Consider the following 24,816-nt stretch of genomic DNA (forward strand, 5'->3'; position numbering starts at 1 on the left):
CGGGGCGTACCCCCTTGACGACGTCCATCATGGGATTCAGACTTTGTTGCGGATCACAGTTGATGTTCCCCAATGCGCAACAGTCTCGGAGGCGTCATGATTCGCGCGTGCACGGTGGACGAGCTGCCCCCGGGTGAGTCCGTCCGGATCCCGGGGCCGCCCGCCATCGCGGTGTTCAACACCGAGGACGGGGACCTGTACGCCATCGACGACACCTGCACCCACCAGGACGCCTCCCTGGCCGACGGCTGGCTCGAGGGCTGCTTCGTCGAGTGCCCGCTGCACGCGGCCCTGTTCGACCTGCGCACCGGCATGCCGAGCTGCCTGCCGGCGAAGGAGCCGGTGCGCACGTACTCCGTGGTCGTCGACGAAGGCGTCATCTACGTGCAGGGCGTGGCTCGCGAGGACGCCGCGTGAAGCGCGTCGCGGTCGTCGGCGCGTCGCTCGCCGGGGTCCGCGCCGCGCAGGAGCTGCGTGCGCAGGGCTACGACGGCGGGATCGTGCTGATCGGTTCGGAAGCGCACCTGCCTTACGACCGGCCGCCGCTGTCGAAGGCGTTCCTCGCCGGGACGGCCTCGGCCGCTTCGCTGGAACTGCTCGACGCGGGGGACCTCGCGTCGCTGGCTTTGGACTTCCGGCTCGGCGTGCGGGCCACGGCTTTGGAGCCCGCTGCGCGTCGAGTGCTCCTGTCGGACGGCGGGTCGGTGCACGCGGACGGCGTCGTCATCGCCACCGGCGGCCGCGCCCGCACCCTGCCGGGCTTCGAGCGGGCCCACACGCTGCGGACTCTCGACGACGCGCTGGCGCTGCGCGCGGCCTTGGTGCCCGGCGTGCGCGTGGCGATCGTCGGGGCCGGGTTCATCGGGGCCGAGGTGGCTTCGACGTGCCGTTCTCTCGGCCTCGACGTGGTCGTCCTGGAAGCTTTGAACGCGCCGTTGGCCCCGGTGCTGGGGCCCGAGCTGGCCGCGGTGTGCGCCCGGCTGCACGCCGACCACGGCACGGACCTGCGCTGCGGTGTCCAGGTTTCGGGTCTCTCTCCGGCCGGCGTCGAGCTGGCTTCCGGTGAGCTCGTGCCGGCCGACGTGGTCATGGTGGGCGTCGGCATGACCCCGGCCACGGACTGGCTGACGGGCTCGGGGGTGAAGGTCGGCAACGGCGTCCACACCGACGCGGGCTTGGTCACGGGGCTGCCCCAGGTGGTGGCGATCGGCGACGTCGCCCGGTATCACGCCGACGGCGCCGGGCGGCGGCACGAGCACTGGACGAACGCGTCGGAACAGGCCCCGGTGGCGATCGGCAACCTCCTCGCGGGCCGGACGGAACGCACGTACGTCCCGAGCGGGTACGTCTGGTCGGACCAGTACGCGGGAACCCTGCAGCTGGCGGGACACCCTCGGCCGGACGACACCCTGACGTATGTGGAAGGCGGCCCGTCGGACTCGTCGTTCGTGGCGACCTTCGAGCGGGACGGGGCGACGGTCGGCGTGTTCGCGCTGAACAACGCGAAGCTGTTCAACCGTCTCCGGCGGCAGGCGCTGCGGCGCCCGGCGGTCGTCTGAAAGTCTCAACCGGGTATTCAAAGATACGCTTCACCCGCATGGAGCTGACTCAGGACGAGCTGCGTGCGTTGACGGGCTGGGCCGCCGACTGCGCCGCCCGGGTGCTGCCGCTGTACGAATCCCGGGTGCCGGGTGACTCGCGTCCGGCTGCGGCGATCGACGCGGCGCGGGAGTTCGCTTCGGGGGCTTCGCGGACGAAGCTGCTTCGCACAGTGGCGTGGGCTGCGCTGTCCGCCGCGGGCTCGACTTCCGACGCTGTGGCGGCCGCTGCCGCTCGCGCCGCGGTCGGTGCGGCGGGTGCCGCGTACTTGCACCCGTTGGCGTCACCGCACCAGGTGAAGCACATCGTCGGACCCGCGCAGCAAGCGGCGTTGGCGTCCGAACTGTCCGGCGGCGACGCGGAAGCGGAGGTCCGCTGGGCCCTCGACCACGCACCTGCTGCGGTGTCCGACATCCTCCGCCGCTTCCCGGAGGGCAAGCCGGGCCGAACCCGCCTGGGCGAACTGCACCGGCAGCTGGAATCCGCTCTCCGAGCGTGACCCGCCGAGGCTGTGCTTCTGGATCATCTTCCGGAGTTGCGGCCGCTCGGAGGTGTTCTTCCCGTGCTGTTCCCTGCCTGCACAGTCGCTCGGCCTCGGCCGGTCTTCCCGAGGAGCCGTAAGTACCGACACGACCTGCCATTCGGGTGAATGTGCTGGCGTTGCCAGACTTTGGATGCATCGCGTGACGGGCGAGCACACTGTCGTTGTCGGACGTGGCCGGGAGGAATGGTGGCGATTCACAAGAGCATGCCGGGCTCCGCCGGCACCTTCGCGCAGAAGGGATCGGCCGAAGGTGGAGTGCACCTCCATTTACCGTCGCCACCGGGTATTCCCGTGCCGCGTCAGCTCCCGTTGGTCACCGAGGGCTTCTCCGGGCGCGCGACGCAGCTCGGTGAACTTGACCGGCTGCTGACCGGGGATCGCCCGGAAGCGGTGGTGATCTCGGCGATCGACGGCGCCGCCGGCATCGGCAAGACGACGCTCGCGGTGCGCTGGTCCCACCGGGCGGCGGACCGGTTCCCGGACGGGCAGCTGTACGTCAACCTGCGCGGGTTCGAGCCCACCGCCGCTCCCATGGCGGCCACCGAAGCCCTGCGCGGCTTCCTCGCGGCTCTCCGGGTGCCGATGGAAGCCGTTCCCGCGGACGAGGAAGCACAGTCGGCGTTGTTCCGAAGCATCTTGGCCGGCCGGCGGATGCTCGTGCTCCTGGACAACGCGCGCGACGCCGCCCAGGTCCGGCCGCTGCTGCCGGGGAGCCCGACGTGCGCTGTGATCGTCACGAGCCGCAACCGGCTCGCCGGGCTGGTCGCCCGGGACGGCGCGCACCTGGTCAACCTCGACGTGCTGACCTCCACCGAAGCCCGCTCATTGCTGGTTCGCCGGCTGGGCGCCGACCGGGTCGACGCCGAACCCGAGGCGGCCGAGTCGCTGCTCCGCTCCTGCGCCGGCTTCCCCTTGGCCTTGGCGATCACCGCGGCCCGGGCCGCCGCTGACCCGGGCCTGCCGCTGCGGCTCCTGGCCGACGAGCTGCGCGTCGAAGACGACCGGCTCGCCGCCCTGGACGCGGGCGATCCCCACACGAACCTGGAGTCGGTGTTCTCGTGGTCGTACCGCTCGCTGACGCCCGGCGCGGCTGCGCTGTTCCGGCAGTTCGGCACGCAGCCCGGGCCGGACATCGGCTTCGAAGCCGCCTGCGTGCTGAGCGGCACTTCCGCCCCCACGACGAGGAAGCTGCTCGAAGAGCTGACCAGGGCGAACCTGGCTGACCACTACGTGCCGGCCCGCTACCGGCTCCACGACTTGCTGCGCCTCTACGCGAAACGGCAGGCGAACTCGGCGGATTTCACCGCGGCGGCCCGCGTACTGACCTGGTATCGCGACCGGGTCGCGCAGGCGACGTCGTGGTTCGACTCGAGCCTGGCTGTCGACCGGCACTTCCGCCGGTGCAGCGACGCGATCCGCTGGCTGGACCTGGAACGCGGCAACCTGGTGGCCGCGGTCCTCGACGGCGACGAACCCGAGCTGGCGTGCCTGCTATCGCCCTTCTTCCGGCAGCGACGCGATTTCGACGACTGGGAAAGGACCCTGACAGCAGCGCTGGGAACGACCGCAGAGGTGTCGAGGATCAAGGTCCGCGTCCAGCTCCACCTGGCCAGAGCGCTGTCCGGCGCAAGAGACGAGCCCGACCCGGACGAACTCGAAACTCTCGTCACCCGGCTGGCCCCGGCCGACCACGCGGCCGCGTTGAGACACCTCGCCGACGCGCACCTCGTGAGTGGCCGGGTCAAACTCGCGCGGGAGACCGCGGAGGCCGCGCTGAGCATGCAGCGCCGGCTCGGCGATGCCCGGTCCGAAGCCTGCGCTTGGGTGTTTCTCGCCGACGTCCAGGGATACCAGTTCCTCTTCGTCGAAACTGCGGCCAGCCTGAAGCAGGCCCTGGAGATCTGGCGACGTCTCGGTGACACCTGGTTCGAAGCGGACTCACTCGTCCGCCGCGCCGGAGCCGACCGCAACCGCAGCCACGTGGCGACCGCGATCGACTGCGTCGACCAAGCGCAGGCCATCTACGGCACCCTCGACGATCCGATCAGCGTGGCCAGAACCATCAGCCTGCGCGGCAGCATCCTCGGCCAGTTCGGAGCCGGCACGCCGGCTCACGAAGCACAGCGAGCCGCGCACCGGATTCTTCTGGACGAGGGCGCGACGGCTTACGAAGAACTGCCGGTCTTGTACGAACTGGTCGAAGCGGCCCGGACGGCAGGCGACTACGCAGCTTGCGAAGGCTACCTCGCCCGGCGCGTGGCGGTCGCCAAGGCGGCCGGAGACCCCGCACTCACGATTTCCGCGCTGATCGCGCGAGGCGCGTTCCACACCCACACCGGAAACCACCGGCAGGCCATCGCGGTACTGCGCGAGCAGCGAGAACGAGCACGCGGGCAACGCCCGGAAGTCGAAGGCCGTGCCGTCCAGGCACTCGGTCTCGCTTACGCCGAGCAAGGTCGTGTCCGGCAAGCCGCCGCTTGTCTCGAGGAATACGCGGAGCTGGCCGACAGCAACCAGCTTCGTACCGAGGCGATCTCGTCGCTCGTGGACGTGTACCGGGACTGCGGGCGATACGCGGAGGCCACGACTCACGCGCACCATCTCCTGCGGATCTATTCCGAGCAGGGTGACTCGGGATCCACCTCCTACACCTTGGACACTCTGGGAAACCTGAGGGCCGGGCTCGGCCGCAACCGCGAGGCCATCGATGTCTTCGAACGAGCGCTGGCCGTCCGCTCGGAAATGGGAACGGATTCGTACCGGCGCGGCTGGAGCCTCACCGACATCGCCGACGTGCACCAATGGGCCGGGCGGTTCGACGACGCCCAGGTCTGCCTGGAACGCGCGCTCGACCTGCGTCGGCAGGAGGGAAATCGGTACGGTGCCACGCAGTTGACCTTCCTCATCGCCTGCCTCCACGTCCACCGCCGCGATTTCGCCAAGGCACGCCCGCTGGTCGAAGAGTTTCTCGCCGGCCCTTCGGACGTCACCAGCGCCGTACGCGAAGGCGTGGTCTGGCTGGTCAGGAGTTACACCGACCAGTACCGGTTCGACGAGGCGGCGCGGTGTCGCGACTCCGCCTCGGCCGCGCTGGAGAAAGCGGGCGCTCGAGGACGGCTCCTCCACCTCAGGCACCTCGCCGCCGAAGCGATGGTCAACCAAGGCCGCGGTGCCGAAGCGCTCGACCTGCTGCGCGCCGAGCTCGACCTGGCCACCGCCATCGGGGACTTCGCCAATGCCGGAGACCTGCGCGGCCGGCTCGTCTCGGTTCTCAGCGGACTGCGACGGTTCACCGAAGCCGCGGTCGACGCCCGGCTGGGGCTGGCCACGGCCAGCTCGGTGGACAGTGACGCGGACCGGGTCCGGTTCCTGATCCTGCTCGGCGAGATCGACCACGAACGGGGCCGGTACGACCAGGCGCGCTGGACGTACTCCGCGGCTGCCGCCCTCTGTGCTCGCAACGGTGATTCTCGGCGGAGCAGGATCCTGGCCGCGCTGACCCGGACCCACCTCCGTGCCGGTGGTTTCCAGCAGGCCAGGGCCGCGAGCCGAGCACGGCTGGAGCTCGAACGCGCCGCCGAGGACCAGGGGGCCGTCGCGCTCGCGCTGGCGGAGCTCGCCCGTGTGCACGCCGCCATGGGCGACCGGACGACAGCCATCGAGTTGCTCCGCGAGAGCTTCACCCGGACGGAAGAACTCGAAGACCCCTGGTACGCGGCCTCGAACTTCGGGGAATGCGCCGACGTCGCGCGGGAGCTGGGTGACTCCGAACGCGCCGAATGCGCCTTTGCCGCGCAAGGCGACCTCAACCGGCGGCTCTTCGACCTCGCCGGCTACGCCGAGTCCCTGGCGAAGCTCGCCGAGCACCGTCGCGGCACGGGCGACCTCGCCGGCGCGGCCGAGGTCCACGAACAGAGCCTGCGTACGAGGGAGGAGCTCGGCGACCCGCCCGGGATCGCCGACCAGCTCCGGCGGCTGGGCGCCGTCACCGCCGAGCGCGGCCGGCACGCTGACGCGGTCGCGCTCCTGCTGGACAGCGCGGACCGGGCGAGGGCGATGGGCGACGCCGCCCGTCTCGCGGACGCGGAACGCGCGCTGGCCGAGGCCCACCGCCTCGACGGCGCCACCGCGGAGGCCACGCGCTGTCTTGAGCGGGCCCGCGTGCGGTACCGACAGCTGGGCGACGACGAAAACGAGCGATCCTGCAGCTTCGAATGAGGCGCTACAGCGAGAGCTCGTCCAGGTCGGACTCCAGCCTTGCCCGCCAGGTCCAGCGGCGCTCGGTGGTGTCCGTCCCCTCCCCCGCGGGCGGGCCCAGCGGCAAAGCCTGGTCTTTGATCCCGAACGTCACCCGGTAAGCCAGCACCGACGCCGCCGTCCGGATCCAGGCGTCTCCCGATGCTCCCGCCGGTGGGGACACCCCCAGCGCGTGCCCGAACCACGTCGGCAGCAGCGCGTTCGAGCCCAGCGCGTCCGTGATGCGGGTCCGCAGCCGCACCTGCAGGTCGTGCCACGCTCGCTCGGCGCGCTCCAGCTGCGGCACCACCCGCGCCTCGACCGAGTCCGCCTCACGCAACGCCAGCTTCGCCTGCTCCGCCGCCTCCGACGCCGCCGGGATCTCCTCGTCCAGCAGCGTCCGGCGCCGCGTCGACAGCGCGCGCAGCCGGGAATCCGCGTCGCCTCGGGCGCGAGAAGAACGCTCCGTCGAAGCCAAGACCCCGATCACGTCGAGCAGGTCGGCATCGCACTGGGAGTGCGCCGCACGCACCGAATCCAGGCGCGCGATCTCCTGCTCGTGCCGGGCGCGCTGCTCCTTCGTGACGAGCTCCTTGTGCAGGTCGTCCCAGCGCGCCGCCTCCTTCGCGAGCGCCCGGGTCTCCGCGCCGACGTCGTCGAGGTTGATCTGGGGCACCCCGTCGGCCACGCGCACCGCGCGTTCGAGGGCCTGCACCTGCTGCTGCAGCCGTTCCAGCTGCCGGCCGAGCAGGTCGATCCGGTCTTCCTGCCGGTGCCCGCTGCCGCGTTCGAGCCGGTCAGCCAGGTCGGCGAAGTCCTTCCGCAGCCCGCGGTCGCGGTCGTCGGACTCCTCGACGGCCGTGCGCAGCCCGTCGACCGCCGCGAACAGCTCGTCGAGGTCGCGCCGCGTCGAGTCGGCGGACTCGGGGTAGTCGGCGTACTCCTGCGAGAACTCGGGATCGTCGCCGTAGGTCGCGTAGCCGTGGCTCATGGGATCCGGCTTTCCCGCCACAGCAGCCCGCACGTGGCCGCGACGCCGAGAGCCATCAGGATCGTGCAGACGACGGCCCCGGACCACGGGACCAGCGCGCCCACCAGCACCACGGCCGTGACGCTGCCCGCCCACGCCGCCCGCGTCCGCTCGCGGATGACGTCGCCGACCCGCCGGACCGGGCCGAAGCCGATCCACAGGCCCGCCGCGAACAGCGGGACGAGCGCGAGCAGCCACACCGGCGAGAGCACGTCGAACAGCACCAGCGCCGCGGCGGCCAGCGGCACCAGCACCGGCGCGGCCGCGAAGTACACGACCGCGCGCTGCGTCGCCGCGTGCCGGGACTCGAGCTCGGCGTTGGCGAGCCGGTGCCTGGCCTCGTCGAACGCGACCTCGGAGTCGAGCAGCCGGTAGGCCGTCGCGACGAGCTCGTCCATCGCCTCGACGTCGGCGGGCGGGGTCGCCAGCCCGCCGCGCAGGTCCTGCTTGAGCCGGCCCACGCGGGCTTCCGCCTGGTCCCGGTCGTGCTGGGCTGGAGTCGTCACGCGAACACTTTAAGTGCCACCACCGTCACATCCGGCCAATGCGGCCGGTGAGTCTTACAGGTCGCCCAGGGCCGTCACCGGCGACTCGACGCAGTCCGCGACGAACCGCAGGAACCCGCCGGCGGTCCCGCCGTCGCAGACGCGGTGGTCGAAGGCCAGCGTCAGCTCGCAGACCTTCCGCACGCCCAGCGCGCCGTCGACCACCCACGGCCGGTCGATGATCCGGCCGATGCCGAGGATCGCGGCCTCGGGGTGGTTGATGATCGCGGCCGAGCCGTCGACGCCGAAGACGCCGTAGTTGTTCACGGTGAACGTGCCGCCGGTGAGGTCCGCGGGGGCGAGCTTGCCGTCGCGCGCGGTGCGGGCGCGGTCGCCGATCGCCGCCGAGAGGTCCCGGGTCGACAGGTCCCCCGCGTCCCGCACGACAGGGACGACCAGCCCACGGTCGGTCTGCGCGGCGAACCCGAGGTGGATCTTGTCGAGCACGACGATCTCGTCGCCTTCGACGCGAGAGTTCAGTTCGGGGTACTTGCGAAGGCCCGCGACGGCGAACCGCGCGATCAGCCCGAGCAGGCTGACCGGCCGGTCCGTCTTGGCGTTCAGGGCCGCGCGGGCGGCGACCAGCCCGGACGCGTCGACGTCCACCCAGACCGTGGCCTCGGGGATCTCCCGCCGGGACGTCGTGAGCTTGTCCGCGACGACCTTGCGGATCCCGGTGAGCGGAATCCGCCGCTCGCCTTCAGCCGGCTTCTTGTTCAGCAGCGCTTCGACGTCGGTGCGGCGGATGATGCCGTCCGCGCCGGTGGCGGTCACCTTCGCGAGGTCGATCCCGTTGTCCGAAGCCAGCTTCCGGACGAACGGCGAGATCACGCCGGGCGCCTTGGCCTTCGGGGCGGGAGCTTCGACGCGCCGGACACGCTTGCGCCGGGTCGTGGGCGCGGTGCCGTAGCCGATCAGGACGTTGCCGCTGCCCGAGGACGTCGTGACGCCGGGTTCGGCGAAGCCGCCAACGGACAGCAGGGGCGCGCCGACCGGCAGCAGCTGCCCCGGCTCGCCGTGCAGCGCGGACACCACGCCGGCGAACGGCACGGGCACCTCGACGGCCGCCTTCGCCGTCTCGACCTCGACGACGATTTGGTCGACCTTGACCGTGTCGCCGATCGCGACGTGCCAGTTCAGGATGGCCGCCTCGGTCAGGCCCTCGCCGAGGTCCGGCAGCAGGAAGTCAGGCACCGGCCACCACCGGGGTGTCGGCCCACTGCAGGCGCGCGATCGTGTCGAGGATCCGGTCGACGTCCGGCAGCATGTGGCGCTCGAGCTTCGGCGCCGGGTACGGGATGTCGAGCCCGGTCACGCGCAGCACCGGCGCGTGCAGCTGGTGGAAGCACTGCTCTGTGACGCGAGCGATGACCTCGGCGCCGTAGCCGCCGAAGCCGGCGGCCTCGTGCACCACCACGGCCCGGCCGGTGCGGCGCACCGAAGCCGTCACGGTCTCGTCGTCGAACGGGCTCAGGGACCGCAGGTCGACCACCTCGACGTCCCAGCCCTCGTCCTTCGCGGCTTCGGCGGTCTCCATCGCGGTGGCGACCATCGGGCCGTACGCGATGAGCGTGACGTCTTTCCCTTCGCGGCGGACGACGGCCTGGTCCATGGCCGGGCCGCTGCGCGTGAAGCTCACCTCTTCGCCCGACCAGTAGCGGGCCTTCGGTTCGAGGAAGACGACCGGGTCCGGCGAGTCGATGGCGTCGCGGAGCAGGTCGTAGGCGTCCTGCGCGGTGCCCGGCGTGACGACGCGCAGGCCCGGCGTGTGCGTGTAGTAGACCTCGCTGGAGTCGCAGTGGTGCTCGACGCCGCCGATCCCCCCGGCGTAGGGGATGCGGATCACCATCGGCAGCGAGAGCGCGCCACGGGTGCGGTTGCGCAGCTTCGCGACGTGCGAGGTGATCTGCTCGAACGCGGGGTAGGCGAAGGCGTCGAACTGCATCTCGACGACCGGGCGGAAGCCGCCCATGGCCATCCCGACGGCGAACCCGACGATGCCGGACTCGGCCAGCGGTGTGTCGAAGCAGCGGTCCTCGCCGAAGTCGGCGGTGATGCCGTCGGTGACCCGGAAGACGCCGCCGAGCGCGCCGACGTCCTCGCCGAAGACGAGCACGCGGTCGTCGTCCTTGAGCGCGTCCCGCAGTGCCGCGTTGAGCGCCTGCGCCATCGTGGTCGTCATCAGGCCTCCAGTTCGGCTTCGACCATGGCCCGCTGGCGCCGCAGCTGGCGGGTCGGCTCGGCGTAGACGTGGTCGAACAGGGACATCGGGTCGAGCTCGGACTCGGCGTTCAGGGTGTCGCGGACGGACTGGGCGAACTCCTCGGCTTCGGCGTGGCAGAGCTCGATTTCGTGCTCGGTCAGGCTGTTCCGGTCCTTGAGGTACGTTTCGAGCCTCTTCAGCGGGTCCGCTTCGCGCCACTTCGCGACTTCGTCCGCGTCGCGGTAGCGGGTGGCGTCGTCGGCGTTGGTGTGGGCGTCGATGCGGTAGGTGTGGGCCTCGACGAGGACCGGGCCCTTGCCTTCGCGGGCGTGCTTCACGGCATCGTCGAGGACGGCGAGGACCGCGACGGCGTCGTTGCCGTCGACCTGCTCCGAACGCATGCCGTAGCCGATGCCCTTGTACGCCAACGCGGGCGCGGCGCTCTGCTTCTCGAAGGGGACGGAGATGGCGTAGCGGTTGTTCTGCACGAAGAACACCACGGGCGCCTTGAAGACGGCGGCGAAGTTGAGCGCCTCGTGGAAGTCGCCTTCGCTGGTGGCGCCGTCTCCGATGAGCGCGAGCGCGACGGCGTCTTCGCCGCGTCGCTGCATCGCGTGCGCGAGACCAGCGGCGTGCAGGGTCTGCGTCGCGAGCGGAGTGCACTGGGGCGCTACGCGCGTCTCAGTGGGGTTGTAGCCGCAGTGCGCGTCGCCGCGAAGCAGCGTTAGGACTTCGCCGGGCTTCAGGCCGCGCGCGACGAGCGCGACCGAGTCGCGGTAGGTCGGGAAGAGCCAGTCGTTGTCCTGGAGGGCGAGCGCGGCCCCGACCTGGCAGGCCTCCTGGCCGGCGCTGGAGGGGTAGACGGCGAGGCGGCCCTGCTTGGTGAGGGCGGTCGCCTGGACGTCGAACCGGCGGCCCAGGACCATCAGCCGGTAGGCGGCCTTCAGCCGGTCTTCCGCAGGCTCGGCGTACTCGCCGTGCTGGTCGGCGCGCGTCCCGTCCTCGGCGACGAACCGCACCGGCGACGCGGACGGCAGCAGGGTCTCCACGGCCATGGCGCACACCACCTCTCGCAGACATATGATGCTGAAATGGTGGTTCTTGGTGGTCGTCTGTTCAAGGGTTCGCAGAAATGAGCGACAAACAGTCTTTCAGTGCCGGATCCGTGGACCAAACGTCCAAGAGTGCCGTGGCCCACGGGGCGCTTCCGGGACGAACGGTCCCGGCCCTGGACGAGGTCGACCGGGCGATGCTGGCGGAGCTGTCCGCGGACGGCCGCCTGGCGGTCCGGGCGCTGGCGGAGAAGCTGCACATCTCGCGCACGAACGCTTACGCGCGGTTGGAGCGCCTGATGGCGGAGGGCGTGATCACGGGCTTCGGGGCGCGGATCGATCCGCGCCGGGCCGGGCTGGGCACGTCGGCGTACATCATGGTGACGGTGGAGCAGACGTCGTGGCGCACGATGGCGACGGACCTGCACGAGATCCCGTACGTCGACCATGTCGCGTTGGTGGGCGGCGACTTCGACATCCTGCTGCTGGTGCGAACCCCGGACAACACGACGTTGCGCGACGTGGTGCTGGAGCGGCTGCAGGCTTTGGAGGGGGTCCGCTCGACCCGGACGTGGCTGATCTTCGAGGAGCTGCCGGGCTCGGTACTGAGCTGACGCCGTGTCGCCCCTCCAATCACGCGTGTCGCCCCCTCAATCACGCGAGATGCCCCTCCAATCACACGAGATGCCCGCCTGATCACGCGAGTTCCGCCTTCGATCACGCGAGTTCCGGGTCAGGTCACGCGAGTTCCGGGTACCGGGAGGGTCGGCTCGCGTGCCCAGAGGGTCGACTCGCGTAATTGGGGGGTCGACTCGCGTGCCCAGACGGTCGACTCGCGTGATTGGAGGGTCGACTCGCGTGATCAGGGGGTCGACTCGGGCGGGTCGAAGGTCCACTCCAGCACCGTCTGCCGTTCCTCCGCGACCCCGCCGGCTCCGCGATACGTGGCCGCGGCCGCGGCGTTGTCCCCTTCCGTCACCACCCACATGCCGTAACACCCGCGCTCCCGGGCCACGTCCGCCAGCGCCGTCACCAGAGCCCGGCCGATGCCGCGACCCGGAACGGCGAGTCGACTCCCAGCTCGTACAGGAACATCTCCGTGCCCTTGTCCGGATGCGTCATCTCGACGCCCGTCACCATGCCCGCCGGCTCGTCGTTCACGTACGCGATCAGCAAGTGGTGCCCCGGCGACTCGAGGAAGCGCGAAGCCGCCGACGGGATCGGTGGGTCGTCGAACAGGTGCCCTGCCGCCAAGAGCGAGTCGAGTGCGGCCACCCGGCGGATGTCCATGGGGCACCACCTTTGCCCCGCAGCACCCTTGACCGCAAGCACGCCACGCGCTATCAGTACCCCGCCGTCGGGCGACTCTTATTTTATGTCGAGAATTAACTTGCGCCCCAACCGACCGAAACTATTGACGCCGTCCCCTTCGCCCGGTGAGGATCGGCCGGTCCGCCGCCGTTCACCGCAGAATGGACCAGACCATGGCCAGAAGATCACGCGCGTGGTCCCGTGCGCGCCGAAGTTCGCTCGTCACGTTGATGAGCCTGAGCCTGCTCGGCGGGGTCGCCACCGCGACGCCGGCCCAAGCAGACGCACCGGCCCAGCCCGTCATCGGCCAGCCGGCCAAGGACAAGGACGGCTGCGCCAAGATCGAGAACAGCCTCCCGACCCTCGCGGACTGGCCCAAGGTCGACAGCCGGTTCAAGGGCAAGGCCGACGACGAGGCGCGCATCGCCCAGATCCTCCAGGGCATGACCCTCGAGGAGAAGGTCGGGCAGATGACGCAGCCCGAGATCACCTCGATCACCCCCGACGAGGTCCGCCAGTACTCCATCGGCACCGTCCTCAACGGCGGCGGCGCGTGGCCGGGCGGCAACAAGCACGCCACCCAGCAGGACTGGCTGAACCTCGCCGACGCCTACTGGAACGCCTCCAAGACCAGCCGCACCAAGATCCCCGTCATCTGGGGCATCGACGCCGTGCACGGCAACAACAACGTCTACGGCGCCACCGTCTTCCCGCACAACATCGGCCTCGGCGCGGCGCACGACCCGTGCCTGGTCCGCGACGTCGCCGGCGCGACCGCCCGGCAGATCCGCGCCACCGGCCAGGACTGGGCCTTCTCGCCCACCCTCGCCGTCGTCCAGGACGACCGCTGGGGCCGCACCTACGAAGGCTTCTCCGAGGACCCGCGCATCACGCGCTCCTACGGCTTCGAAGCCATCAACGGCCTCCAGGACGGCGCCACCAAGCGCATCGGCTACAACGGCGTGATCGCCACCGCCAAGCACTTCATCGGTGACGGCGGCACGATCAAGGGCCAGGACCAGGGCGTCAACCCCTCGTCCGAAGCCGACATGATCAACATCCACGGCCAGGGCTACTACGGCGCGCTCGCCGCCGGCTCCCAGACCGTGATGGTGTCGTTCAACAGCTGGACCAACGCCGACCTCGGCATCAACGAGGGCAAGCTGCACGGCAGCGACAAGGCGATGAACGAGATCCTCAAGGGCAAGATGGGCTTCGACGGCCTCGTCGTGTCCGACTGGAACGGCATCGGCCAGGTCCCCGGCTGCACCAACTCCTCGTGCCCGCAGGCGATCAACGCCGGCATCGACGTCGTGATGGTGCCCGCCGACTGGAAGGCGTTCATCACCAACACGATCGCCCAGGTCCAGAGCGGCCAGATCCCGATGACGCGGATCGATGACGCGGTCACGCGCATCCTGCGCGTCAAGCTGCGGGACGGGCTGTTCGAGTCGCAGAAGCCGTCCGACCGCTCCTACGCGAACTCCGACGAGGCGCTGAAGGACAACTGGCTGGCCCGTGACGCCGCCCGCGAGTCGCAGACGCTGCTGAAGAACAACGGCAACGTGCTGCCGCTCAAGCCGAAGTCCAAGGTCCTCGTCGTCGGCAAGAGCGCCGACAACATCCAGAACCAGACCGGCGGCTGGACGCTGAGCTGGCAGGGCACCGGCAACACCAACGCCGACTTCCCGAACGCCACCTCGATCCTGACCGGTATCAAGCAGGACCTGGGCGACGCGAACGTCACCTTCGACGAGAAGGGCGACATCGACCCGAAGGGCTACGACGCCGTCATCGCCGTGATCGGTGAGACGCCGTACGCCGAAGGTGTCGGCGACCTGACCCGCAAGACCCTCGAGGCCTCGAAGCTCTACCCCGAGGACACGGCGGTGCTGGACAAGGTCAGCGGCAAGGGCACCCCGGTCGTCACCCTCTACGTCGGCGGCCGCCCGCTGTACATGAACCACGAGATCAACCGCTCCGACGCGTTCGTGGCGGCCTGGCTGCCCGGCACCGAGGGCGGCGGCGTCGCCGACATGCTGGTCAAGGGCAAGGACGGCACCGGCTACCAGGGCACGCTGTCGTACTCGTGGCCGAAGAGCGCGTGCCAGTCGCCGCTCAACCCGTGGTCCCCGGACTACGACCCGCTGTTCAAGCTGGGCTACGGCCTGAAGAGCGGCCAGCGCACCACGATCGGCCAGCTGGACGAGACCCCCGGCCCGGCGACCTGCGGGTCCACCGGCGGCGGCGGGACGGCGACCGAGGACCTGTCGATCTTCGACCGGACCGACGTCGCGCCGTACAAGAGCTTCATCGGCTCGGCGTCCAACTGGGGCGGCACGGAGATCGGCCCGGACGGCACGGCCGACCACCCCGAGATCACCACGGTCCCGACGGACGTCAACGTGCAGGGTGACGGCCTGAAGACGACCTGGACGGGCACCGGCGCGGCCCAGTTCTACCTGCAGAACCCGGCGGGTACGAACGATCTGCGCAGCTACCTGAACGCGGACGGGGCGCTGGAGTTCGACACCGTCGTGCAGCAGGCGCCGGTCAACCGGACGGTGATCAGCATGCACTGCGTCTACCCGTGCTTCTCGGAGGTGAACGCGACGAAGCTGTTCACCGACCTGGCGGGCGGCGCGAAGACGACGGTGAAGATCCCGTTGTCCTGCTTCAACAACGGGCTGGACTTCGAGCACATCAACACGCCGTTCCTGGTCTACACCGACGCCGCGTTCCAGGCGTCGTTCGCGAACGTGCGGTGGGTCCCGAACGGGGCGAAGGATCCTGATGCGAGACCTTGTTCGAGTTTGACCTAGGTACCGGCCGGGCCGGGAGCGACCAGCTCCCGGCCCGGTTGCTTTTCAGGCGGTGAAACCCGCGTTCATCGCGACACTCAGCGCCCGCTCCGAAAGCTCCGCCCGGGTCAGCCGGGCCACGACGTGGCCGCGCTGGAACACCAGGACGCGGTCGCACAGCTCGCAGAGCTCCGCCAGGTCCGTCGACGCCAGCAGGACCGCCTTGCCGCCGGCGGCCAGTGCCGCGATCACCGCGTGCATCTCGGCTCGCGCGCCGATGTCGACGCCGCGGGTCGGGTCGTCCAGGATCAGGATCTCCGGGGCCGCTTCCAGCCACTTCGCGACGACGACCTTCTGCTGGTTGCCGCCGGAGAGGCCGGACACGAGGTCGTGCGGGCCGCCGCGGATGCGCAGGCGCGTGGCCAGTGAGAGCGCCGCTTCGACGTGGGTGCGGCGGTGCAGCCACCGGCCGCCGCGGCCCAGGGCGAGCCAGCCGACCGTGCTGGTGTTCTGCCACACCGGCTTGTCGAGCATCAGCCCGTAGCGCTTGCGGTCGCTGGGCACGAACGCGATCCCGGCCCGCACGGCGGCCCGCGGCGATCGCGGCGCGGGGGCGCCGTTGACGCTGACCCACCCGGCGGCGGACGCCCGGCCGGAGAGCACGGACAGCACGGCCAGGTGCCCGGAGCCCTGCAGCCCAGCGAACCCGACGATCTCCCCGGGGGCGACGCTGAAGGAGACATCGACGAGGTCGGCGCCACGCAGCCCTTCGACGACGACAGCGGGCGGCAGTCCTTCGCGCGAAATCGACGGCCGATCGGGAGCGGCCGGCGGGCGGCCGGAAAGCGATGAAGCCAGCGGATCGGCTGAAGCACGCCCGCCGGGCCCAGTCTGGCGCAGCTCCTCGCCCAGCGGCTCGCCACCCACCGAAGCACGCCCGCTGGACCCGGGCAGGGACTCGCCACCCGCCGAAGCACGCCCACCGAGCCCCGCCGCCGGCGCCCGATCGCCCAGCATCGCCGCCACCACGCCGTCGAGGTCGACCGACTTCACGTCCACCCCGGCCAGCACCACCCGCCCATCCCGCAGCACCGTGATCCGCGAAGCGATCCGCAGCACCTCCTCGATGAAGTGCGACACGTACAGCACCGCCACCCCGCGCGACACCAGCCGCCGCAACACGGCCATCAAGCGCTCCACCGCCTCGCGGGGCAGCGCCGACGTCGGCTCGTCGAGGATCAGCACCGCCGGATTCCTCAACAGCGCCCGCCCGATCTCCAGCAGCTGCTGGTCCGCCAGCGACAGCGACCCCGCCCGGGCACCCAGCTGGACGTCGAGCCCCAGCTCCGCCAGCACCGGCTCGGCCTGCGCGGCCATCCGCCGCCGGCTGAGCAGCAACCCGCGACGCGGCGGGGAAAGCGGGAACAGGTTCTCCGCCACCGTCAGGTCGGGGAACACCGCCAGCTCCTGCGCCACCAGCGCCACCCCGCGGCCGACCGCCTCCCCGGCCCCCGAAAACGTGACCGGCGCACCCCCCAGCGACAGCGCGCCCGCATCGGGCCGGACGACTCCCGAGAGGATCTTCACCAGCGTCGACTTGCCCGCGCCGTTCTCCCCCACCACGGCGTGCACCTCACCGCGCGTCAGCGAGATGTCCACTTCGGACAGTGCGGTGACACCGCCGTAGCGCCGGGTCAGGCCAGTGGCGCGAAGCACGTCAGCGAGCCTCGGCCAGGGGACGGACCAAAGCGGAAGGGTTCGCCAGGATCCGGTCGATCTCCGGCTTGTAGAAGTCATAAGCCGCCTGCGTGGACGTCTGGCGCTTGATCACCGCGTCGATGTTCGACGAGTCGACCACCAGGCCCGGCATCCGCAGCCAGCCCTGCGGCAACGGCTTCTTCTCCTTCACCGAACGGATCAGCAGCGCGGTCACGACGTACCCCTTGAGGAAGTGCTCGGGGTCGATGGTGACGAAGTCGAGGCCGTCCTTGACGCCCTGCAACGTCTTCGCGTCGACGTCCGCTCCCGCGACGAGGTACTTGCCCTTCTCCGTCTGCTTGATCTTCGCTAGGTCGTAGCTGTCCGCGTCCCCGACGCCGAGGAACGCCAGCGCCGCCGGGTTCGCGTGCACCAGCGCCGACCACGCGCCGTAGTTCTGGTTGGGGTCGCTGTAGGTCTGGAACGGGCCCAGCACCTTGATCCCGGCCGCCTTGGCGTTCAGCGTCTCCTTGATGCCGCGGGCGCGGCTGTCCAGCACCGGCGTCCCCGGGTTCGGCACCCCGACGACGACCGTGCCGGACGGGTTGGGGGGCAACCGCTTCAGCAGTTCCTGCGCCAGCTGCACACCGAGGTCGTAGTTGTCGTTGCCGACGTAGAAGGTGATCTTGCTGCCCTCGGTGGGCGCCGTGTCGAGGGCGACCACCGGGACGCCCCGGTCGATCGCCGTCGCGGCCGGGCGGGTGAAGATCGGCGGGTCGAGGTTCTCCAGCACGACGCCGTCCGGGTTGGTCTGGGTGAGGTTGGTGAACAGTTGCTGCTCGGCGGGCCCGTCGGTGTTCGGCGGGCCGACGGCCTTGAAGTCGACGCCTCCCTCGTGCTGCGCCGCCGTTTCCGCGCCTTCGACCATCTCGTGGGCGAAGTTGAGGCTGATGTTGGCGACGGCGATGCCCATCTTCAACGACCCGCCGCCGGAGTTGCCGGAGCTACCGCAGGCGCTCAGCGTCAGGCAGGTGATCAGGACCAGGACCGGGGTGCGTTTCATGGTTTCTCCTCGAGCGAGGGAACAGGCCGTGGCCGCGTGTGCGGCGCAGCACGCTGTCGAAGGCGACGGCGACCAGGATCACCGCGCCGGTGGCGAACGTCGTCCAGTTGATCGGCACCTGCAGGAACACCAGGCTGGCCGCGACGGTGGTGAGGATGAGGTTGCCGAGCATCGCGCCGGGCACCGAGCCGCGCCCGCCGGCGAGCGGGGTGCCGCCGATGATGCAGGCGGCGATCGCGGTCAGCTCGTACCCGTTGCCGACGGTCGGGTCGCCCGCGGTGAAGAACGCCAGCCCGAGCACGGCCGCGACCCCGCCCATGAAGCCGGACAGCCCGAGCGCCGCGATCCGCGTCCGGGCGATCGGCAGGCCGCTGAACTCGGCGGCGTCCGGGTTCGACCCGATGGCCCGCACCCGCGCGCCGAACCGGGTCCGGGTGAACACCACCGTGAGCAGCACGGTCGCGACCACCAGCACCCAGACCGACGTCGGCACGCCGGCCAGCTCACCGCCGAACACGCTGAAGAACGGGTGGTCCAGGGGCATGCCGCTGATCTGCTTGCCGTCGGCGAGCGCGAGCGCGGCGCCGCGGAAGAGCAGCGCGGCCGCCAGCGTGACGATGAACGACGGCAGCCGCAGGTACGTCGTGATCGCGCCGTTGAGGCAGCCGAGCGCGGTCGCGACCAGCAGGATGGCCGGCAGCGCGAGCCACGGCGACCAGCCGGCGCGGATCAGCACGGCGCCCAGCACGATGCCGAGCGCGTACTGCCCGCCGAGGGACAGGTCGACCTCGCGCATCGCGAGCGGGAACACCATCCCGCAGGCCATCAGGCCGACGTAGACCGAGCTCTGCGCGGTGGAAAGCAGGTTGACCGGGCGGAGGAAGTCCGGGTGCGCCAGCCCGACGACGCCCACCAGGACGACCAGGACCAGCACGACACCGAGCTCGTCGAGCAGCAGGTGGCGGTACCAGGGCTCGGGACGGGTGGGCGTGCCGCGGGCGGTGTCGGCGAGCCGGGTGGACATAGCCGCGAAGGTCACCAGGCGGGCGCGGGTTCGGCAAGACGCGCGTTTCGGTGGGTGAAACGGTGACCTTGTCGCGCCCCGGCGCCGGCCGCCACGCTGCCCGTCATGCCGTCCAGCAGCCGGGTCGCCGTCGTCACCGGGGCCGCCCGCGGGCTCGGTCAGGAGTTCGCCGTCACCCTCGCCGGGCTCGGCCACCGCGTCTCCGGCTGGGACGTGGAGAACCAGGCCGAGACGTCCGCGCGGGTGATCGCGGCGGGCGGGGAGTTCCTGCCGGTGACGGTCGACGTGACGAACCCCGTCGCCGTCGAAGCCGCGGTGGAACAGGTGGTGGACGCCTTCGGTGCGCTCCACATCGTGGTGAACAACGCCGGGATCTACCCGCCGATCGCCTTCGAAGAGACCACAGTGGACGATTGGCGCCAGGTGATGCGGCTGAACCTGGAAGGGCCGTTCCTGGTGACCCAGGCCGCGCTGCCGCACCTGCGGGCCGCCGGCTGGGGCCGGATCGTGAACATCGTGTCCGCCGTCGTGTTCCTCGGGCCGCCGGACCTGGTCGCGTACACGACGTCGAAGGCGGGCCTGGTCGGCTTCACGCGAGCGCTGGCCAACGCGGTCGGCGCGGAAGGCATCACGGTGAACGCGATCGCGCCGGGGCTGACGTCGACGGACACGGCGGCGCGGACGACCGGCGCCGGGGGCGGGTTCGAGCGCGTCCGGGCGAGCCAGGCGGTGCCGCGCACGGAAAGCCCGGCGGACCTGGCCTCGACCCTGCGGTACGTCTGCGATGAGGGCAGCGGCTTCCTGACCGGCCAGACGCTGAACGTCGACGGTGGTTCGGCATTCCACTGAGCGGGGAGGGCGATGTGGGCGATCTGCTGGGCGCCGGCGAGTCGGCGGTGGTGACGCGGGTCTGCGAGCTGCTGGTCCCCGGCTCGGGCGCCGCCCGGCCGGACCGCTACCTCGCCACGGCCCTGCCCGCACTGAGCCCCGCCGAGGAGGACGCGGTGCACGCCGCGATCGGGGTCATGGCCGGGGTGACGAGCCCGCCGGCCATGGCGCGGGTGGCCGGGAGCGCGGCCTTCGACCGGTTCCGGCTGCTGGCGATCGAAGCGTTCTACGGCGACCACACCCCGCCGGGCCGGCGGGGGCCCGACCGGGCCGACGTCCTGGTCGTCGGCGCCGGCGGCGGGCCGATCGCCGCGACGCTGGCCGCGCGCGGTGCCGACGTGCTGCTGCTCGACAGCGGACCCGGCCGCGCTCGTTTCGTGTCCACAGTGGACGACGAGCCGATCGGGCCGCCCACCGCGCCCGGCCCGGCGAAGGCCGAGCGCGCACCCGCGGCCGACCTCGCGAAGTTCCACGAGCACACCGGGTTGCTCGGCGCGGCGGGCCCGTTCGGACCGGCCGACCTCGAACCGTGGTACGACCGCCCGGTGCCGGCGTCCGGGGCCCGGGTGCGCCGGCGGCACGACGTCCGGCGCGTCCTCCTCGACTCGTCGGGGCCGCGCCCGAAGGTCACCGGCGTCGGCTACACGTGCGACGGGGACGACGGCGTGCTTCGCGCCCCGGTCGTCGTGCTCGCCGCCGGCCCGCTCGCGACGCCCCGGATCCTGTTGCACACCCACGAAACCGCCGGGATCGACGCGCCGTCGGCACGGTTGACCGGGCGGACACTGGGCCTGCGCCCGGCCCGGCTGGTGTACGGCCTGCTCGCCGGGTCCCCGGACCCGCACGCGGGCGCGGGGTTCGCCGTCGAACCGGCCGCGCTGCCCGGCCCGGCCGCCTTCGCCGCCGGCCTCGTCGACGCCGGGCACCGGCCGCTGTGGGGCGGGCGGCTGGCCGAGGTCGTGCGCGGTCATCCCGGCTGGACCGGTCTGCGGGTGCTGGTCACCGACGACAACACCGCCGTGGCCGACCTCGGCGTCGGGGACGAGGTCGTCGTGGGCAAGCGGTTCTCGACGGCCGAGCGGCGACGGCTGGCCGGGGCGCTGGAGTTCGCGGTGGACCGCCTGCGCGCGGCCGGGGCCCGGGACGTCGTGTGGAGCGGCCTCTTCGCGGCGCACCCGCAGGGCGGCGCGCCGATGGGCGACGACCCGGCCCGCTCGGTCGTCGGCCCGGACGGGCGGTCCCACGACGTCGACGGCCTGTACGTCGCCGACGCGTCGCTGCTGCCGGCCGTGCTCTCGGTGGCTCCGGAGCTGACCGTGCGGGCGCTGGCCGCGAAGGTCGCCGAGGCGATCCGGTGACCGCTCGGCTCAGCGACGTTGCCTCACCGCCCCCACCGGATCATCATCACGGGATGAGCGGCCCGCCGAAGTCCGTGCTCGCCCGCGGCCTGACGCTGCTGGACGCGTTCGCCTCCGCCGACACGACGCTCTCCCTCGCCGAGCTGACGGCGCGGACGGGCCTGCCGAAACCGACGGTGCACCGGCTGGCCGCCGAGCTGGTCGGCTGGGGCGGGCTGGAACGCAGCGACGGCCGGTACCGGCTCGGCATGAAGCTGTTCGAGCTCGGCCAGCGCGTGCCGCGGCGGCGTGACCTGCGTGAGGCGGCGCTGCCGTACCTGGAGGACCTGTACGAGGCGACGCACGAGAACATCCACCTCGCGGTGCAGGACGGCCCGCACACGCTGTTCCTGGAGAAGGTGAGCGGACGGCGGTCGATGCAGATCGAGTCCGAGGTCGGCGGGAAGCTGCCGCTGCACTGCACCGCCACCGGGAAGATCTTCCTGGCGCTCGGCTCCCCCGACTACTTCCGCCGGGTCGCCGTCGCCGGGCTGGCGCGCTGGACGCCGCGCACGATCGTCGCGCCCGGGCGGCTGCGGCAGGAGCTGGCCCGCGCGGCGGCGAGCGGGTACGGCGTCAACCACGAGGAGTACGAGGTCGGCGTGTCGGCGGTCGCCGCGCCGGTGTTCGACGCCCGGCGCCGGGTGCTCGCGGCCCTGTCCATCACGGGCAACGCGGCGAAGCTGGACCTCGACCGGCTGGCCCCGGCGGTGCGGACCGCGGCGCTCGCGCTGTCGCGGGAGCTCGCGCTGGCCCCGGTGCGAAATCCGCTGGATCGGGGCTGAGCGGCGCCGACAGAATGGGGCGATGACCTCCGAAGCGATCGCCCTCGCCGACGAACTCCTGGACGTCCTCGGCACCTGGATGCCGCTCGAAGCGACCTTCGTGGGCATCCCCGGCCACGACGCCGAGCTGCCCGACCCGAGCGAAGCCGGCCACGAGCGGTTGCGCGCGCGGGCCGCCGGCGTGCTCGCGCGGGCGCGGACCTCGGCGGACGACGACCGCGTCACGCTCGGCGTCGTCGTCCAGCAGGCGGAAGTGGTGCTCACCCAGCTCGACGCGCGGGTGGTGGAGTTCACCCTCGCCGACCCGATGTTCGCGACCGCGATGTCACACCTGGCCTTCCTGCCGCAGCTCACCCCATCCGGGGAACAGGCCGAGGAGGACTTCCTGGCCAGGCTGGCCGCCTTCCCGGCGTTCTACGACGCATTGGCGCAGCGCCAGCGAGACGGCCTGCACGCGGGCCGGACGCCGGTGGACCGCATGGCGCACAACGCGATCGGCTTCCTGGACCGGTTCCTGGCGCAGGAAACGCCGTTTCCCCAGCCGCTGACCGGCGACCGCGGCGAGCGCCGGGACAGGCTGGTGACCGAAGTGGTGCGGCCCGCGCTGACCCGCTACCGCGAGTTCCTCGCCACCGAGGTCGCCGGGCACGGCCGGCCCGACGACCGGCCCGGCATCTGCTGGCTGGAAAACGGTGAAGCGCACTACGCGGCGCTGGCGCGCTCGCACACGACCACCGACCGCACGCCGGCCGAGCTGCATCAGCTGGGACTCGACGTCCTCGCCGGGCTCGAGGCCGAGTACGCCGAAATCGGCGGGCACGTGTTCGGGCTGACCGACCCGGCCGCGGTGCGCCGCCGGCTGCGGACCGACGAAAGCCTCCGCTGGCGCGACGCCGAGGAGATGCTCGAAACCGCTCGTGCGGCCGTCGCCCGCGCGACCGCCGCCGCGCCGGGCTGGTTCCCCCGGGTGCCGGACGCCGAGTGCGTCGTGCGGGCCGTCCCGGAGGCGGACGCGCCGGTCGCCGCCCCGGCGTACTACATGCCGCCCGCGCTCGACGGTTCGCGCCCGGGCGTCTACTACACCAACACCCACGAGGTGCGCACGCGCGACCGGTTCATCGCCGAGACCGTGGCGTTCCACGAAGCCGTGCCGGGCCACCACTTCGCGGACTCGCTGGCGCAGGAACTGACCGGGTTGCCCCAGCTGCGGCGGATCGCGTTGATCACCGCCTACAGCGAAGGCTGGGCCCTCTACACCGAACGGCTCGCCGACGAGATGGGCCTGTTCTCCGGCGACGTCATGCGGCTCGGCATGGTCGCCGAAGACTCGGTGCGTGCCGCGCGGCTGGTCGTCGACACCGGCCTGCACGCCCTGCGGTGGACGCGCGAGCAGTGCGTCGAGTTCCTACGAGCGCACACCGTGCTGAGCGAAGTCGAGGTCCAGTCCGAGACGGACCGGTACATCGAAAGTCCCGGCCAGGCGCTGGCCTACATGACCGGCCGGCTGGAAATCCTGCGCCTGCGCCGGTTCGCCGAGGAGAAGCTCGGTGACTCCTTCGACATCAAGGACTTCCACGACGTCGTGCTCGGCGGCGGCCCGCTGCCGCTGAAGGTCCTGGAGGACGTCGTCCGCGCCTGGGCGGGCTAGTGCTGCATGCCGTAGGACTTCTGGCACGGGTAGCCGTCGCCGGTGGCCGACCAGGTCGCCGGGTAGCCGTTCTGCGCCCAGGCCGCGTAGGCCTGCGCGTAGGGGTAACCGCTGGCGTAGAGCCACTGGCACGGCGTCTGCCCGGCCGCCGGGACGATGGTGATCCAGGGCTGGGCGTAGATCCAGCTCGACTGGGCGTACCACTGGCTGCTCACGGGGACGTACGCCCTCGGCGGCGGCACGGCGGTCGTCGCGACGACCACCGTCTGCGTCGGCGGTGGCGACACGGTGACGGTCGGGGTGCTCGGTGCCGTGGTGACCACCGTCTGAATCCCGGCGGGGACGGCGTTGCCGGCGACCGGCACCCCGCACGCGGCGAGGGCGAGCACGGCGGAAAGGGTGGCGGTGGCGCGGAAAAGACGCATCGGCTGGCTCATTTCGTCCGGGTCATGCGGCTGCCGGTGAGGACGCCGCCGGAAACGGTGTAGGAGCCGGAAAAAGTCCGCGTGGTGCCGTCGATCTGGACGGCCGACAGCACGACCCAGACCGTGCTCCCCCGGACGTCGGTGACGGTCACCGTGGCCCACGACGTCGTCGCGAAACCGTTGACGTACCTGGTGTACCCGCCGCCGCCGGCGATGCGGCTGCCGCCGAGCGACCACGCCGTCGCGAAGTCGCGGCGGTTGATCGCGTCGTAGTACGCGACGACCGTGCGGGCCTCCGCGGTGTCCACCGGCGCGACGTACGCGGGCGGCTGCTGGACGTACACCGTCTGCGGCGCCGCGGGTACGGCGATCACGGTCGTGCTGGTCGTCGGCGCCGGCGTCGCGGCGACCGGTACCGGCACGCCCACGACCGGCGTTCCACAAGCGGCGACGCCGACCGAGACCAGGGCGGCGACGAGAATTGCGGCAGCTTTCACGGGAATCAACTTCTTCCGTCGTCGCCCCCTGGAATCGGCCGCCCGGCCGGATTCGCAACGGATCCGCGAG

Annotated in this window: 22 protein-coding genes; 10 read left to right on the forward strand and 12 right to left on the reverse strand. The window is 71.5% G+C overall.

Going from position 1 to position 24,816, the window contains the following annotated elements; genetic code table 11:
* The first annotated feature begins 96 nt into the window (after window positions 1–96).
* The 4 genes from AB0C38_RS35515 to AB0C38_RS35530 all read left to right on the forward strand — a co-directional run bounded on the left by AB0C38_RS35515 (window position 97) and on the right by AB0C38_RS35530 (window position 6,361).
* Window positions 97–417 carry a bifunctional 3-phenylpropionate/cinnamic acid dioxygenase ferredoxin subunit gene (locus AB0C38_RS35515; protein ID WP_360681978.1) on the forward strand — a complete coding sequence of 107 codons (321 nt, stop codon included), beginning with the start codon at window positions 97–99 and terminating at the stop codon, window positions 415–417.
* Window positions 414–1,559, forward strand: coding sequence for an FAD-dependent oxidoreductase (locus AB0C38_RS35520; protein WP_360681980.1), 1,146 nt, complete (start codon window positions 414–416; stop codon window positions 1,557–1,559). Before AB0C38_RS35515 ends, AB0C38_RS35520 begins: the two co-directional genes overlap by 4 nt.
* 38 nt (window positions 1,560–1,597) lie before the next feature.
* On the forward strand, window positions 1,598–2,098 hold the full coding sequence (locus tag AB0C38_RS35525) for a putative immunity protein (protein WP_360681981.1): 501 nt from the start codon (window positions 1,598–1,600) through the stop codon (window positions 2,096–2,098).
* Between the two features lie 336 nt (window positions 2,099–2,434).
* Window positions 2,435–6,361, forward strand: a complete 3,927-nt coding sequence (locus AB0C38_RS35530; RefSeq protein ID WP_360681983.1) for a tetratricopeptide repeat protein — start codon at window positions 2,435–2,437, stop codon at window positions 6,359–6,361.
* 4 nt (window positions 6,362–6,365) lie between these two features.
* Here the strand turns inward: AB0C38_RS35530 and AB0C38_RS35535 are convergent, their stop codons facing one another.
* From AB0C38_RS35535 to pdhA, 5 genes are read right to left on the reverse strand one after another with little or no spacing between them, the layout of a single operon-like run.
* A complete protein-coding gene (locus AB0C38_RS35535; RefSeq protein ID WP_360681985.1) occupies window positions 6,366–7,370 on the reverse strand; it encodes a hypothetical protein in 1,005 nt (334 codons plus the stop codon).
* Window positions 7,367–7,915 (reverse strand): hypothetical protein, encoded by a 549-nt coding sequence (locus AB0C38_RS35540; protein ID WP_360681987.1) that lies wholly within the window; start codon window positions 7,913–7,915, stop codon window positions 7,367–7,369. The genes AB0C38_RS35535 and AB0C38_RS35540 overlap by 4 nt, the downstream gene beginning before the upstream one ends.
* 54 nt (window positions 7,916–7,969) lie before the next feature.
* The gene (locus AB0C38_RS35545) at window positions 7,970–9,148 is read right to left on the reverse strand and encodes a dihydrolipoamide acetyltransferase family protein (RefSeq protein ID WP_360681989.1); all 1,179 of its coding nucleotides are present in this window, start codon (window positions 9,146–9,148) and stop codon (window positions 7,970–7,972) included.
* Window positions 9,141–10,136 (reverse strand): alpha-ketoacid dehydrogenase subunit beta, encoded by a 996-nt coding sequence (locus tag AB0C38_RS35550; RefSeq protein WP_360681991.1) that lies wholly within the window; start codon window positions 10,134–10,136, stop codon window positions 9,141–9,143. The genes AB0C38_RS35545 and AB0C38_RS35550 overlap by 8 nt, the downstream gene beginning before the upstream one ends.
* Window positions 10,136–11,212 (reverse strand): pyruvate dehydrogenase (acetyl-transferring) E1 component subunit alpha, encoded by a 1,077-nt coding sequence (pdhA, locus tag AB0C38_RS35555; protein ID WP_360681993.1) that lies wholly within the window; start codon window positions 11,210–11,212, stop codon window positions 10,136–10,138. Before pdhA ends, AB0C38_RS35550 begins: the two co-directional genes overlap by 1 nt.
* Window positions 11,213–11,346: 134 nt before the next feature.
* Here pdhA and AB0C38_RS35560 point away from each other — a divergent pair, with 134 nt between their 5' ends.
* A complete protein-coding gene (locus AB0C38_RS35560; RefSeq protein WP_360682063.1) occupies window positions 11,347–11,823 on the forward strand; it encodes an Lrp/AsnC family transcriptional regulator in 477 nt (158 codons plus the stop codon).
* A gap of 248 nt (window positions 11,824–12,071) precedes the next feature.
* Here AB0C38_RS35560 and AB0C38_RS35565 read toward each other — a convergent pair whose 3' ends face one another.
* Window positions 12,072–12,242, reverse strand: coding sequence for a hypothetical protein (locus AB0C38_RS35565; RefSeq protein WP_360681995.1), 171 nt, complete (start codon window positions 12,240–12,242; stop codon window positions 12,072–12,074).
* The gene (locus tag AB0C38_RS35570; RefSeq protein ID WP_360681996.1) at window positions 12,239–12,499 is read right to left on the reverse strand and encodes a hypothetical protein; all 261 of its coding nucleotides are present in this window, start codon (window positions 12,497–12,499) and stop codon (window positions 12,239–12,241) included. The genes AB0C38_RS35565 and AB0C38_RS35570 overlap by 4 nt, the downstream gene beginning before the upstream one ends.
* A gap of 251 nt (window positions 12,500–12,750) precedes the next feature.
* Between AB0C38_RS35570 and AB0C38_RS35575 the strand changes: the two genes are divergently transcribed.
* On the forward strand, window positions 12,751–15,342 hold the full coding sequence (locus tag AB0C38_RS35575) for an exo 1,3/1,4-beta-D-glucan glucohydrolase (RefSeq protein ID WP_360682064.1): 2,592 nt from the start codon (window positions 12,751–12,753) through the stop codon (window positions 15,340–15,342).
* A gap of 45 nt (window positions 15,343–15,387) precedes the next feature.
* On the opposite strand, the gene AB0C38_RS35580 is transcribed toward AB0C38_RS35575, so the two are convergent.
* From AB0C38_RS35580 to AB0C38_RS35590, 3 genes are read right to left on the reverse strand one after another with little or no spacing between them, the layout of a single operon-like run.
* Window positions 15,388–17,037 (reverse strand): sugar ABC transporter ATP-binding protein, encoded by a 1,650-nt coding sequence (locus AB0C38_RS35580; protein ID WP_360681998.1) that lies wholly within the window; start codon window positions 17,035–17,037, stop codon window positions 15,388–15,390.
* 1 nt (window position 17,038) lies between these two features.
* A complete protein-coding gene (locus tag AB0C38_RS35585) occupies window positions 17,039–18,082 on the reverse strand; it encodes a sugar ABC transporter substrate-binding protein (protein ID WP_360681999.1) in 1,044 nt (347 codons plus the stop codon).
* Complete coding sequence (locus AB0C38_RS35590) at window positions 18,024–19,106, reverse strand: ABC transporter permease (protein WP_360682000.1); 1,083 nt, start codon at window positions 19,104–19,106, stop codon at window positions 18,024–18,026. The genes AB0C38_RS35585 and AB0C38_RS35590 overlap by 59 nt, the downstream gene beginning before the upstream one ends.
* Before the next feature lie 105 nt (window positions 19,107–19,211).
* Here AB0C38_RS35590 and AB0C38_RS35595 point away from each other — a divergent pair, with 105 nt between their 5' ends.
* The 4 genes from AB0C38_RS35595 to AB0C38_RS35610 are packed head-to-tail and all read left to right on the forward strand — an operon-like array spanning window position 19,212 to window position 23,824.
* The gene (locus AB0C38_RS35595; protein ID WP_360682001.1) at window positions 19,212–19,955 is read left to right on the forward strand and encodes an SDR family NAD(P)-dependent oxidoreductase; all 744 of its coding nucleotides are present in this window, start codon (window positions 19,212–19,214) and stop codon (window positions 19,953–19,955) included.
* Window positions 19,956–19,969: 14 nt separating this feature from the next.
* The gene (locus AB0C38_RS35600) at window positions 19,970–21,352 is read left to right on the forward strand and encodes a GMC oxidoreductase (protein WP_360682004.1); all 1,383 of its coding nucleotides are present in this window, start codon (window positions 19,970–19,972) and stop codon (window positions 21,350–21,352) included.
* A 53-nt stretch (window positions 21,353–21,405) separates the two neighbouring features.
* The gene (locus AB0C38_RS35605) at window positions 21,406–22,176 is read left to right on the forward strand and encodes an IclR family transcriptional regulator (RefSeq protein WP_360682006.1); all 771 of its coding nucleotides are present in this window, start codon (window positions 21,406–21,408) and stop codon (window positions 22,174–22,176) included.
* 22 nt (window positions 22,177–22,198) lie between these two features.
* A complete protein-coding gene (locus tag AB0C38_RS35610) occupies window positions 22,199–23,824 on the forward strand; it encodes a DUF885 domain-containing protein (protein ID WP_360682008.1) in 1,626 nt (541 codons plus the stop codon).
* Here AB0C38_RS35610 and AB0C38_RS35615 read toward each other — a convergent pair.
* The gene (locus AB0C38_RS35615; protein ID WP_360682009.1) at window positions 23,821–24,249 is read right to left on the reverse strand and encodes a hypothetical protein; all 429 of its coding nucleotides are present in this window, start codon (window positions 24,247–24,249) and stop codon (window positions 23,821–23,823) included. The two genes, AB0C38_RS35610 and AB0C38_RS35615, sit on opposite strands and share 4 nt — an antisense overlap.
* An 8-nt stretch (window positions 24,250–24,257) precedes the next feature.
* Window positions 24,258–24,746, reverse strand: coding sequence for a hypothetical protein (locus AB0C38_RS35620; RefSeq protein ID WP_360682011.1), 489 nt, complete (start codon window positions 24,744–24,746; stop codon window positions 24,258–24,260).
* Between the last annotated feature and the right edge of the window lie 70 nt (window positions 24,747–24,816).

This window comes from Amycolatopsis sp. NPDC048633 (assembly GCF_040650695.1).
Lineage (GTDB): Bacteria > Actinomycetota > Actinomycetes > Mycobacteriales > Pseudonocardiaceae > Amycolatopsis.

Excerpts from the sequence above, each read along its gene's own strand:
- AB0C38_RS35515 (WP_360681978.1), top strand. The coding sequence starts at position 97 with ATGATTCGCGCGTGCACGGTGGACGAGCTGCCCCCGGGTGAGTCCGTC.
- AB0C38_RS35525 (WP_360681981.1), top strand. The coding sequence starts at position 1,598 with ATGGAGCTGACTCAGGACGAGCTGCGTGCGTTGACGGGCTGGGCCGCC.
- AB0C38_RS35535 (WP_360681985.1), bottom strand. The coding sequence starts at position 7,370 with ATGAGCCACGGCTACGCGACCTACGGCGACGATCCCGAGTTCTCGCAG.
- AB0C38_RS35550 (WP_360681991.1), bottom strand. The coding sequence starts at position 10,136 with ATGACGACCACGATGGCGCAGGCGCTCAACGCGGCACTGCGGGACGCG.
- pdhA (WP_360681993.1), bottom strand. The coding sequence starts at position 11,212 with ATGGCCGTGGAGACCCTGCTGCCGTCCGCGTCGCCGGTGCGGTTCGTC.
- AB0C38_RS35570 (WP_360681996.1), bottom strand. The coding sequence starts at position 12,499 with ATGGACATCCGCCGGGTGGCCGCACTCGACTCGCTCTTGGCGGCAGGG.
- AB0C38_RS35575 (WP_360682064.1), top strand. The coding sequence starts at position 12,751 with ATGAGCCTGAGCCTGCTCGGCGGGGTCGCCACCGCGACGCCGGCCCAA.
- AB0C38_RS35585 (WP_360681999.1), bottom strand. The coding sequence starts at position 18,082 with ATGAAACGCACCCCGGTCCTGGTCCTGATCACCTGCCTGACGCTGAGC.
- AB0C38_RS35590 (WP_360682000.1), bottom strand. The coding sequence starts at position 19,106 with ATGTCCACCCGGCTCGCCGACACCGCCCGCGGCACGCCCACCCGTCCC.
- AB0C38_RS35595 (WP_360682001.1), top strand. The coding sequence starts at position 19,212 with ATGCCGTCCAGCAGCCGGGTCGCCGTCGTCACCGGGGCCGCCCGCGGG.
- AB0C38_RS35605 (WP_360682006.1), top strand. The coding sequence starts at position 21,406 with ATGAGCGGCCCGCCGAAGTCCGTGCTCGCCCGCGGCCTGACGCTGCTG.
- AB0C38_RS35610 (WP_360682008.1), top strand. The coding sequence starts at position 22,199 with ATGACCTCCGAAGCGATCGCCCTCGCCGACGAACTCCTGGACGTCCTC.
- AB0C38_RS35615 (WP_360682009.1), bottom strand. The coding sequence starts at position 24,249 with ATGCGTCTTTTCCGCGCCACCGCCACCCTTTCCGCCGTGCTCGCCCTC.